The 12,504-nt window shown below is 43.6% G+C and carries 8 protein-coding genes; 4 read left to right on the top strand and 4 right to left on the bottom strand.

All coding sequences use genetic code 11. From position 1 onward, the window contains the following. The first annotated feature begins 152 nt into the window (after window positions 1-152). Window positions 153-1,856 carry an amidohydrolase gene (locus Q7J63_RS10695; RefSeq protein ID WP_304886014.1) on the top strand — a complete coding sequence of 568 codons (1,704 nt, stop codon included), beginning with the start codon at window positions 153-155 and terminating at the stop codon, window positions 1,854-1,856. A gap of 726 nt (window positions 1,857-2,582) precedes the next feature. Next, on the top strand, window positions 2,583-3,962 hold the full coding sequence (locus tag Q7J63_RS10690) for a hypothetical protein (protein ID WP_304886012.1): 1,380 nt from the start codon (window positions 2,583-2,585) through the stop codon (window positions 3,960-3,962). Window positions 3,963-4,652: 690 nt separating this feature from the next. Here Q7J63_RS10690 and Q7J63_RS10685 read toward each other — a convergent pair. From Q7J63_RS10685 to Q7J63_RS10675, 3 genes are all read right to left on the bottom strand, one after another. Next, on the bottom strand, window positions 4,653-5,393 hold the full coding sequence (locus Q7J63_RS10685) for a succinate dehydrogenase/fumarate reductase iron-sulfur subunit (RefSeq protein ID WP_304886011.1): 741 nt from the start codon (window positions 5,391-5,393) through the stop codon (window positions 4,653-4,655). Between the two features lie 21 nt (window positions 5,394-5,414). Continuing rightward, complete coding sequence (locus Q7J63_RS10680) at window positions 5,415-7,331, bottom strand: fumarate reductase/succinate dehydrogenase flavoprotein subunit (protein WP_304886009.1); 1,917 nt, start codon at window positions 7,329-7,331, stop codon at window positions 5,415-5,417. Between the two features lie 203 nt (window positions 7,332-7,534). Then, window positions 7,535-8,530, bottom strand: a complete 996-nt coding sequence (locus Q7J63_RS10675; protein WP_304886042.1) for an LLM class flavin-dependent oxidoreductase — start codon at window positions 8,528-8,530, stop codon at window positions 7,535-7,537. Window positions 8,531-8,986: 456 nt separating this feature from the next. On the opposite strand from Q7J63_RS10675, the gene Q7J63_RS10670 reads away from it, so the two are divergent. Then, on the top strand, window positions 8,987-11,689 hold the full coding sequence (locus Q7J63_RS10670) for a two-component regulator propeller domain-containing protein (RefSeq protein WP_304886007.1): 2,703 nt from the start codon (window positions 8,987-8,989) through the stop codon (window positions 11,687-11,689). After that, a complete protein-coding gene (locus tag Q7J63_RS10665; RefSeq protein ID WP_304886005.1) occupies window positions 11,689-12,099 on the top strand; it encodes a response regulator in 411 nt (136 codons plus the stop codon). The genes Q7J63_RS10670 and Q7J63_RS10665 overlap by 1 nt, the downstream gene beginning before the upstream one ends. A gap of 108 nt (window positions 12,100-12,207) precedes the next feature. Here the strand turns inward: Q7J63_RS10665 and Q7J63_RS10660 are convergent, their stop codons facing one another. Beyond that, window positions 12,208-12,411, bottom strand: coding sequence for a YwbE family protein (locus Q7J63_RS10660; protein ID WP_026333677.1), 204 nt, complete (start codon window positions 12,409-12,411; stop codon window positions 12,208-12,210). Between the last annotated feature and the right edge of the window lie 93 nt (window positions 12,412-12,504).

The raw sequence follows: 12,504 nt of genomic DNA, 5'->3' as shown, positions 1-12,504 counted from the left end.
CACGAAATTCATCCGAACAGCAACTTTTTTGTTCTAAAACATATAATTGCCAATTATGAACCAAAAGATTATTTATCAATACAAAGACTTTACAGGGATGGTTTGGAGCAGCAGTTCAAAAACCCTTAAATTTAGTGAAGAATAGGACCCTTATGAAAAATACAATACTGTTAAGTTTAGCCATGCTGATTCTTTTTTCTTGCGGAAAGAATAAAGAAACCGCGGATCAGGTATTTCTAAATGGAATCGTCTACACCGTAGAAGAGGAGCAACCCACCGCAGAAGCCGTCGCCATCAAGGACGGAATCATCATCGCGGTTGGAACCACAGCAGAAATTCAAGCCTTTGTCGGAAAGAACACTGAGACCATCGATCTTCAGGGGATGACCATGACACCCGGCTTGATCGAGTCCCATGCGCACCTGATGGGGATAGGATACAACAAACTGGATATAGACCTGATGTACGTCAAAACCTATGATGAACTGGTTGCAAAAGTTGCCGAGGCAGCGAGCAAAGCCGAGCCGGGAGAATGGATCACGGGTCGGGGGTGGCATCAGGACAAGTGGATCGAAATGCCTGCTCAGTCAGTCAATGGCTTTCAAACCCATGATCAATTGAGTGCGGTCACGCCCGAAAATCCCGTGTACCTGGCGCATGCTTCCGGTCATGCTTCTTTTGTCAATAAAAAAGCCATGGAAATGGCAGGCATCACCTCTTTGGGTAGTGAAAAGCCCAAGCAGGAAGTGGAAGGGGGTGAAGTCATCCGCGACGAAATCGGCAACCCAACCGGTGTATTGGTGGAAAGAGCCTCAGGCTTGGTCAGCAAATTGATTCCAAAAGACACCCCGGAAAGAGCCGAAAAAGCCTTGGAATTGGCATTACAGGAACTTGCGGAAAAAGGGATCACCTCTTTTCATGATGCAGGTGGCAATCAGGATTTGATCGATCTTTTGGAAAAATTTCAAGCAGAAGGCAGGTTGACTTCCAGGATGTATGTGATGCTTTCCAGCCGTATTCCCGAACTAATTGAAGCCTGGTACAAGAAGGGCCCGAAAATAGATCCACAGCACATGGTGACTGTTCGCTCAATCAAGCTCAACATGGATGGAGCACTCGGTCCCTGGGGAGCATGGCTATTGGAAGATTATGCCGACAAGCCGGGTCAAAGAGGACATGAAACCATGCCGATCGACTTGGTCTCACAAATTTCTGAGAAAGGATTGGAGCTTGGTTTTCAGGTGAATTCCCATGCGATAGGGGACAGAACCAATAGAGAAGTGTTGGACAGATACGAAGCTGCTTTTGCCAAATTTCCAGAGGCAAAAGACCACCGATTCCGCGTCGAACATGCCCAGCATTTACATCCGGATGACATCAGCAGATTTGGTGAATTGGGCGTGATCGCAGCGATTCAAGCCATACACATGAGTTCGGACAGGCCTTGGGCCATCGGTCGGTTGGGCGCCAAAAGGATTAAGGATGGTGCTTATGTTTGGCAGAAACTCCTCGGTTCGGGTGCAGTGATCTCCAACGGGACAGACGCCCCGGTAGAACCACTGGATGCCATTCCCTCTTTTTATGCATCTGTAGCCCGAAAAACCCTAAAAATGACACCCGAAGGAGGCTACGAACCCGATCAGAAATTGACCAGGGACCAAGCATTGAAATCCTATACCTTGAGTGGTGCTTATGCCGAGTTTGAGGAAGATTTCAAGGGTTCCATCAAAGTGGGAAAAGCAGCAGATTTCACGGTCTTTGACCAGAATCTCATGGAAGTTCCGGAAAACGAAATTCTCAACACCAAGGTGATGATGACGGTAGTGGGTGGAAAGATTGTGTACAAGGCAGATTGATTTCTGCCTTTTTTTACTTTCGATGGTCTTTTGGGTTTTCTTGTTGGTTAAATATTGGACGGAGCTTTGACCCGAAATATGCAATGGGTTTCCAAATGGGATTGAAACGGAAAGAAAATCAGACCATTGGGAGAATAATTCCTGATACCAATAGGGTGAAGTCAAAAATAGTCTACACCTAATTGATTATCAGTAAATTACAGTATTGAATTGAGTTTGTAATGCATAAAACGGGTTTAATTTGTTACCAAAGTGAAATCTACACAGTACAATTGAACATTTTTGTTCAAGGCCTTTTGTTCCAGATATTTGGGAGAGAAGCCTGTCTTCTCCAATAATTTTTCATGACCAAAAACCTTTTAATCAGCAATATGTAGGTTTAGGTTTTCCAATTCCCTTAAACCCGTTTTATCCTCATATTTTTTGATAAGGGATGAAATTGTATGAAAATCAGTCTTTTAGAGAATTGTGCTTTTAACCGATAGGGTGAAGTCAATGATTGTAAATTCCCGATTGATATTTTTTCAAAATTACAGTCTGGAATGAAATAGGCAATCCATAACACGGTATTAATACATTTTTTTCTGTGAATTATTACCATATTTGACTAAAAACTATTAAGTTAGCAATTGTTTTGTTGAAATTAATTCTTCTTCATTTGAGATTTTTCAGCAACAATTTTATTTGAGTTTACCCTATCACCTAACCAATTAGCGAAATCCGAATATGAATGGATGTTTAAAAATCAAGTTTTCCTTGATCATCGTTTTGATCTTGATGGGCTTAAGTTTGGAGTTGTCTGCGCAAAGTGTTTATACAGCCCGAGGTTTTTGGGAAGAATCCAATAAGCCTACTTACAAAAAAATCAAACTAAAACAGGTTCTCGGAGAGCCGATTTCCGATGACGAAATAGGTTATTTAAATGATTTTGAAGTTTTCTTGGCCTCCTATTATGAGAAAATGTCTCCTGAGGAAAGAGCGAAATACGAAAAAATGCGGGTGGAATGGGACAGGGAAGTTACAGCTCCCCAAAAAACCATCATTCAACCAGAAGAATTTGAATGGAGAGGAATAGATAGGGCCGTTAATATTGGCTATGGTATTTATTATGGTGCCAGTTTGGTATCGGCTTTTGAAATAGACAATGCAGGGGCTATTGGTATTCCGCTAGTGACTGGCGGGCTTTGGGCACTTGGTCCAATTTTAAACCCAAAAAAATACGATAATATAGATCGGTCGGTTGTCAGAGCTGCCAATGCTGGTAAATTTCTTGGTTTAATTTATGGAGGTTCTCTCGGCTTGATCGCTGTGGGGAATAGCAGTGATGAAGGCAGGGCTGCTTTCATCATGTCTTCCGTAGGAAGTATCGCTTTGGGAGAGGTTGCTTTCCAAATGCAGAAAAACAGAAAATATTCGGATGGTCATATTGAAATCATGAGGCATCATGGGATTTTAGGAGCTTTTGGAGGTCTTTCTGTTGTGGCAGCTGCTCAAGGAGAAACTGGACGTCCTTTTGGAATAGGAGCTTTAGTTGGGAGTACAGTAGGGCTGGCATTGGGAAATATGGCCTCCAAAAAGTATGCATATACCAGAGGTGATGCGCGCTATGCAACCAATATGAGCAGTGTTGGTGTGGGTATCGGGTTTGCAATTTCCAGTCAAATAGCGATCAATGGTGATGGTGGAGAAGGACTTATTCTTATTCCTGCAGGCTTCGGAGTCCTGGGTACAATCATCGGCCAAAGAAATGCTCAAGGTGTAAATCTAACGGGCAGACAGGGGAGCACCATAAATTATGCCTCAGGCGGTGCAGCTTTACTTGGACTCGGAATTGCGGCAATAGTACAAAGCGACTCCCCGGCTGTTATTTTGGGTCTCGCTTCAGGTTTTGCACTTGTTACGCAAGAATATCTTTTTGCGAAGTACAGAAACGAGAACTTGAACCTCAATTTGTCAAGATCAAGCGCTGTTAAAGGGATCAATTACGATTTGACTTTCCGTCCTGAAAATTACATCGTAAACCAAAAACTTCAAGCAGGAGCAACCTTGTTCAGCAATTATTCCCTGTTGTCAAACCCAATCATCAACTTGAATTTTAAATTTTAAAATATTAGGCCCGGTCTTTTGGTATGTTTAAAAACAGGGTTCAGTCGGGAAATGTGTCTCCCTTTATCTATAAGTCTCCCAATATAGTTTTTGACAACTTTGAATATGAATTTATCAGGCTTGGATTACTGAATTAAAGTGGAGAAATATTTGTCCCATCCCTATGGGATTCTAAAAAAAGTGTGATCCTTATAACCGAGGATTAAAATCCTCGGTTAAGATTTCTCTCATCGATACGCGATTTAAAACACGACATCTACGCTTACAAAAGCCATAGGCTTGGTTCAAATCTTAATCCCACAATTCATTTGGGGAAAGGCAGAATTCTTTTGGATGGTCAAAGTGCCAGCAGCACGACTTAAATCTTCGCTGTCTAGAAAACAAGCAAACATGCTCCGATGCTTTCCAAAAACCGAATAAATCTAGGCCGCCCATACTTCAGGAGGAAGCATGGATGCTTAATTTTCGTTCTCTCAATCATATTTTCAATTGAGTTTGAAATATGGTAGGAAGCCAAAAGGCTTCAACTTTTCAATAGCCCCGGGCGAAACCTGGGGATTAATGGTTTCCCGTAGTCATTTGTCTTTGGCCAAATAAAAAAATTGAATCCCAAAGATCTTCCGCCAAAGCAGAAAGTACATGTTAGAGGAATTGTCTGATCCTTGTGAAATTGCTTTACCTCACCTGACCTCACTTTAGATTTTGCCACAACCACCGACCATTCATTTCGGCTATATTGGTCATTGTGATTCCCTGGGGGCAGACCACTTCACAGGCACCGGTGGCAGAGCAGGAACCAAAGCCTTCCATATCCATTTGAGCAACCATGTTTTTGACACGATTGGAGGCTTCTGGCTTGCCTTGGGGAAGCATGGACAAATGATTCACTTTGGCGGAGGTAAACAACATCGCGCTGGCATTTTTGCAAGTGGCCACACAAGCACCACAACCGATGCAGGCCGCGGCATCAAATGCTTTCTCGGCAAGTTCATGATTGATCAAGAGCGTATTGGCCTCAGCCGCTTGGCCTGTATTGACACCAATATAACCGCCTGCCTGAATGATTCTGTCAAATGCCGAACGGTCGATCACAAGGTCTTTTTTGATCGGAAAAGCTCCTGCGCGAAAAGGCTCTAAATATAAGGTTTGCCCATCTTGGAAACTGCGTAAATGGGTCTGGCAGGTAGTCGTCCCCTTGTTGGGACTGTGAACGTCACCATTGATGACAAAGCCACATTGCCCACAAATCCCTTCCCGGCAATCGCTTTCAAAGGCAACTGGATTGCCTCCGGATTTGATGATCTTGGTATTGAGATGATCGAGCATTTCCGGCACGGACATGTGTTCATCCAAATCGTCCAGTATGTGGTCTTCAAAATAACCTTTTACGTTCGGTCCAGCTTGTCGCCAAATATGTAGTTCAAGTTTCATGGTTTCGTTGTTTTTTGGCACTTACTTGTAACTGCGGCTTTTTAACTCCACGAATTCAAAATTCAAATGCTCTTTGTGCAATGCATATTGATTGTCGCCCTTGTATTCCCAAGCGCTTACATATTTGAAATCCCCGTCATTGCGCAAGGCTTCTCCGTCTTCGGTCTGGTATTCTTGTCTAAAATGCGCGCCACAGGATTCTTCTCGCTGCAGAGCATCTTCAACGATAAGGATCGCCATTTCCAGATAGTCTTCTACGCGAACCGCTTTTTCCAATTCAAAGTTGATTTCTGATGCGTTTCCAGGAATAAGCAATTCTTTCTGAAAACGTTTTTGGAGTGCAAATAAGGCTTCTCGGGCTGCCTCCATGTCGGTTTGGTTGCGGGAAAGGCCACATTTTACATAGAGAATTTGTCCAAGTTCTTTGTGGAACTCTTCGGCGGTGGTGTTTCCTTTGATTTTCAGTAGATGTTCAAGTCGTTTGCTCACTTCGGCTTTGGAAAGGGCTGCGGCGGCTTCCCATGTGGCATCTTTTTTGGATTTTGCGGAGCCTACTTCTGCCAAATAATCCATCACGGTACTGGGGGCGATAAAATAACCATCCACACAGGATTGCAACAAACTGTTTGCGCCCAAGCGATTGGCGCCATGATCGGAAAAATTGGCTTCACCCAACACAAAAAGTCCGGGCAAATTGCTCATCAATCGGTAATCCACCCACAGACCCCCCATGCTAAAATGCGCTGCCGGAGCGATCATCATGGGTTCTTTGTATGCGTTCATTCCGGTGATTTTTTGATACATGTCAAAGAGATTGCCATAGCGTTGTGCAATGGCTGGTTGTCCATCGCGATTGAGGGCATCTTTGAAATCGAGGTACACGGCATTTTTCATTGGGCCCACGCCATGACCTGCATCAATCCGTTCCTTGGCGGCACGGGAGGAGATGTCGCGCGGTGCCAAATTCCCAAAAGAGGGATATCGCCGCTCCAGATAATAATCGCGCTCATCTTCTGGAATATCCTTAGGCGCACGTTTCTCATTCACCAATTTTGGCACCCAAATCCTGCCGTCATTCCGCAACGATTCACTCATTAAGGTAAGTTTGCTTTGGTAATCTCCAAGTTGGGGTAGGGATGTGGGATGAAACTGGGTCCAGCTTGGTGCCGCCATAAACGCACCTTTGCGGTGCGCGCGCCAAATGGCCGTAGCATTGCAATTCATGGCAAGCGTGCTCAAATAATAAATTTTCCCATATCCACCTGTTGCCAATAGGAGTGCATCGCAATGATGGGAGGTCAGTTCTCCCGTGTCCAGATTGCGAATGGTCACCCCTTTTGCTTCCCCATTGATGGTGATGACATCCAGCATTTCGTGGCGTGTGTGGAGGGTGAGGTTGCTGCCCGCATTTTGGCGCATCAATGCCTGGTAGGCACCGAGCAAAAGTTGCTGCCCTGTTTGACCCCGTGCGTAAAACGTTCGGCTTACCTGAACGCCACCAAAAGATCGGTTGCTCAGATAGCCACTGTATTCCCGCGCAAAAGGGACGCCTTGTGCAACTGCCTGATCGATCAATGCCATGCTGCATTCTGCCAAGCGGTACACATTGGCTTCCCGTGCCCTGAAATCGCCGCCTTTGAGCGTGTCATAAAACATGCGCCACACGCTGTCGCCATCGTTTTTGTAATCTTTGGCTGCATTTACACCGCCTTGGGCGGCCACGGAATGCGCCCTTCTGGCAGAATCATGAAAGGTAAATACTTCTACCTGAAAACCCAGTTCCGCCAGACTTGCCGCAGACGAAGCGCCGGCCAAGCCTGTACCCACCACAATAATCTTGTAATTTCTGCGGTTTGCTGGGTTGATCAACTGGGCATGGGCCTTATATTTTTGCCACTTATCTTCAAGTGGGCCATCTGGAATTTTGGATTCAAGCATGTCCTCAAGTTATTCAAAATATGCTTGCCTTGAGTCATGATCCTGCTAAAAAATTGAAACACACTCCTTATTTTTTAATTTTCAGGAAAGTGCATTTTCAAATTGCTTCTACGGTTTCCATGGATGTGGTTTTGAATAAAACCATTGATTCGATTTGGCGGGTTTTGCGGTTATAGATTGCCTCTTCTTTTAAGCAAAAGGAATTATTTTCCTTCCTGCATGATTTCCCCAACCAATTCGTAGGATCTCAATCGATCGGCGCTGTCATAAATATTGGTGCTGACCATGATTTCATCGACTTCGGTTTGCTTGATGAATCTTTCGAGGTCTGTTTTGACGGTCGCTTTGCTTCCCACAAAGGTACAGGCCATCATATTTTGGATTGCGGCAGCTTCGTCACGGCTCCAAATGTTGTCCATGCTTTTTACAGGTTTTTTGAGCGGGTAGGATTTTCCGCGGATGATGCCCAAAGCCATCTGGTAAAAGGAGGTGGCCATGCTGTTGGCTTTCTCATCGGTATCGCCGGCGATGACATTGATACAGGAAATCACGTAAGGTTTTGACAGATATTTGGAAGGCTTAAAATTAGCCTTGTAATGTCTGATGGCTTGCAAGAAATAGGTCGGTGCAAAATGACTGGCAAAAGCGTAAGGCAATCCCTTTTCAGCAGCCAAGATTGCGCTGCTCATGCTTGATCCCAGCAGATAAATCGGGACGTCCAAGCCCTCAGCAGGAAAAGCGCGAACTTTGGAATCCATATTGTCGTCTGAAAAATACAATTGGAGTTGGTCCAGATCCTGGGGGAAGTCCTGCACGGTTTCCACTCGGCCTCTTCTCAGTGCTCGGGCAGTGGTCTGATCGGTCCCCGGAGCGCGTCCCAAACCCAGGTCGATTCGTCCCGGGAAAAGTGTCTCCAAGGTACCAAATTGCTCAGCCACCATCAGTGGACTGTGGTTGGGCAGCATGATGCCTCCCGATCCCAATCGGATTTTGGAGGTTCCATTGGCGAGGTAACCGATCAAGAGGGCAGGGGAGGAACTTCCCACGCTTGCCATATTGTGGTGTTCGGCCAGCCAAAATCGGGTATATCCCCATTTTTCGGCATGTCGGGCAAGGTCAAGACTTCGGTCGTAAGCATCTTTGGCATCTTCACTTTCTCGGAGGATGGCCAATTCCAATACAGAATAGGGGATATTTATTGTCAAAACTTTTGTTTTTTTGATGGGCTTGTTGGAAAAACAGCCAAATTTTTGGAATCGTTCCTAAGCCAAAAAAGCTACCGCCAAAATGCTGCTGGAGAATCGGATAGGATTTAGGGATCACAAATCGATTTGCGGTATACCGGCTATTTTATCTGTTCATTCCATGCGCCCTCTGGAATTTTTTTCATTGCTAGGGTAAGAAGTTTTGATTTCCTTCATTTTTGGCTATGGCGACATTTAGCCAAGGATAATCAGTGGAGGGAATTCAAATTCAATATAATATTCTGAAAATTATTTCCGAAATCTTTATTTTCATTCCCCTAAAAAAACATCTGAAAAATCATTACTTTTCAGATTGAATCAAGCCTATTTTAGTTTTCGAAAATTGAATCAGGGAAAACTCAATAGGCTTGTGAAAGATCACCCATCTTCATTTCTAAAGCTACGCCTAAATTGAACACCCGTAATACACAGGTTTTGACCAGATTCAATGTTAGCCTGTTGTGGTTGCTGGTTTTTTTTCCTGTAGCCACCTTATTGGCCAACGATATTCAGGGACTATATCCCATGGACAGCAGTCTCCGGGAAACCTTTTTGCAAGAAAAAAATTATGTAGTGGAAACCTGGGATAACTCCAACGGTCTTCCGCAGAATGCAGTCTATGCCATGGGGAAAGACAACACCGGTTTTTTGTGGCTGGCCACAGAAGAAGGTTTGACAAGATTGGACGGTTCTTCTGCAAAGGTGTTTGACCAGGAAAATAATCCTCAAATGCTTGAACAGACCTATTACACCTTCTTCAAAACCACAAGTGGAATCTGGGCCTCGGGAGACCGGAGCATTGCTCTTTTGGAAAAGAACATCCAGAAGGTGGTGGATTGTGCCCACATTACCGAAAATTCCTGGATCAGAGGCATTTCGGAAGATGAAAAGGGGAATATTTGGATCAGCAACAGGGAGGGGCAAATTCACTTGTGGAAGGTTGGGGTTTTTGAAGAATTGGATTATTGGAAACCAGAGGGTCCCTTAGAAATGTTAAGCCTTTTTCATTTGGGGAATTCCCAGATGATTGCGGGCACGACCAAAGGATTATATATCATCAATTACGTGACCGAAACCGTTCGATTGATCTCATCGGAGGATTTTATCGGAAACAGGATATTCGGAACGCCTGAAAATGTTTTTATCGCGAACCCTGAAAAGGGGATTTATCGGTTGGGGAAGGATTTCAATCTTCAGCTCGAAAATGCGATCACCGAGCTCAGAGACTTGAATTTAAGCAGTCTGACCACTGATTCTTCCAATCGGATTTGGGCAAGCTCTACTGAAAAAGGACTTATCATGATAGAAAACGGTAAAGTCAGCCGCTTTTATTATCCAGAAATCAATAATTACCCAGTCCGAAAACTGATTCACGAAAAGGATATCCTTTATCTAGGGACGCATGGAAAAGGCTTGGTTGTAATCAAGCCTGCCAAAGTAAAACAGCCGAACCATCCGGAACTTCAGCAAAAAAACATCAAGGCAATTTTCTCTTCTGATGAACAAAGCATTTGGGTAGGCACCAAATCAGAAGGGGTTTACCGAATAAAAAACAGAAAAATCACCTCCATATCCACCTCAGATGGATTGATACAAAACGGTGTCAACACCATAGGAGCGAACAAAAACCAATTGTATGTAGGGTCAACTTCAGGTATATCGGTAATTGATGTTGTTTCAGAAAAGGTGATCAATCAAATCACGCAGGATGATGGATTGGCAAGCAATTATGTCAATGCGATCTTAGGGGATTCTGAGGCTCGGGTATGGATACTTACCCGATATGGTGGCCTGCATTATTTGGATCAAAAGCAGCAGCTTCAAAAAGTTGAACTCCCTGCGAAGTTTTCCAACACCAATTTCATCGGAATTATGGAATTGAAAAATAAGGACATTTTGATCGGCTCCATTGGACAGGGTGTTTTCCGGTTGGTGGATGGAAAATTTGCCGAAAACCTGATACTTCCATTGGCTCCGGGAGAAAACGTCATTTATTGCATGGTTGAAGATCAAGATGGGGACCTTTGGTTCGGTAGCCATGGGGGAATTGTCCTTTACTCGAAAGGACAATTCAAAAGGATTAAAAAATCACAGGGTTTGAAATCACAAAGTGTTTTCAGCATGACCAGAGATGAAAGGAACGGAATGTGGATTAGCAATAACTTTGGTGTCCAGTATATCTCTCCTCAAGAACTCAAAAGATTCAAAGAAAGTCAGGACGAAGATTTTTTCATATCATCCATCTTGTACGATCAAAGCCACGGAATGCCGAATGCCGAGACCAACGGATTAATTTACCCTTCAGCCCTTAAAGACGCTACCGGAAAAATCTGGATTCCGACCGTTGAAGGTGTTGGGATCATTGATCCTTCGGAGATTGTATTGGAAAAGCAACCCATAAACTTCCAATGGGATGAATTGGTATATGGAGAAAAAAAAATCCCTATAGACAAGAAAATATTGATACCTGCAGGGGAAAATATGTTTCAGGTTTCCTTCAACTGCATTGATTTCCAAAATCCACAGCAGTATACGCTCTTCTACCGAATAGGTGGGGAAAACAATGCTTGGTTACCTGTAAAGAATCAAAGGCAATTCTTCTTTAACGGGCTTAAACCAGGTAACCATCTCCTCGAAATCCAAGTTCTGAAATATGGAAAAATTGAATCTATCCAATCCATACCGATTGAAGTAGAAGCCTTCTTTTTTGAAACTAAAAGTTTTAAAATTCTTTCTCTTGTATTTCTCTGTTTATTGACCTACTTTATAGTTAAATATTACTTAAATATAAAAATGAAGATTGATTTAGAAACACAGGTAAATCAAAGGACATTGGAGCTCAGGGATACGAATCATCAGCTGAAACAAGCTGTCCGGGAAATAGAAACTCAAAACACCACACTCAAAGAAATTACTTGGAATCAATCGCACTTGGTCAGGGCTCCTCTCACCAAAGCGATGGGTATCAATCAGCTGTTGATCAATTATCCCAAGTATGCCCAAATTGGAAAAAGCCGGGAGGAACTGGAGAAGGAAATGCTCACGGCACTGCAGCAGCTTGATGCCATTGTGAGGGAAACGCATAGGAAATCAGAAAATCTGGGAGAGGACTGATGCCGACAAAACCGATAGTGTACATCATAGACGATGATCCGGGAGTGGTGTTCCTCCATGAGATCATCATACAGGAAACCAAACTGACAGACCATCCTGAAAGCTACACCGATGCAAAAAAAGCATTGGACTCCATTCTTTTAAATGACCGGACCGATTTAAAGCTTCTGATTTTTCTGGACATCAATATGCCTAAAATGAATGGCTGGGAATTTTTAAATGAATTGAATTTGAAAATTAAGAAGGCAGATATCAAAGTCGTGATGGTGACTTCTTCTCTGAGCAGGATCGACAGGGAAAAGTGTAAAAAATATCCTATTGTAATTGATTTTTGGGAAAAACCGATCAGCGAAGACCAAGCGATCCTTCTTCAGGAAAGATATTCAGATTGGTTTGGGACGACCTCTTAAATTTTTGTTGTTCCGCCTGTTTTTTGTCCTCTCCTATATTTTTTTGATATCAAAAGGAGCCAAAGAGGCTCTGAAATCCCGAAAAATCCCAATCCCCTTTTTTTGTTCTTAGGAAGGTTCTTCTAAAATGTTTTTCACCCGGCCAACTTCCCCACTTTCAAGTTGGACTTTAATGCCATGTGGATGGAAACTTACCTTGGTGAGGATCCGCTTTATCTGACCCTGTGTAAGTTCCCCCGTTCGCTGATGTTCTTTTTTTACAATTTCCACTTCCTGTCCAATGTTGATGTCTTTTCTGTTTTTTCCGTCCATGTTGCAAATATAAGGGATTGCCCGGGAAATGAGGGATAAAGGAGCCCATTGCACTGCCATCAGGTTCTGGCTATATTTAAATTCATGACAAGC

The organism is Rhodonellum sp. (assembly GCF_030656585.1).
In the GTDB taxonomy this organism is placed as follows: Bacteria; Bacteroidota; Bacteroidia; order Cytophagales; family Cyclobacteriaceae; genus Rhodonellum; species Rhodonellum psychrophilum.
This window is presented reverse-complemented; position numbering and strand designations above follow the sequence as displayed.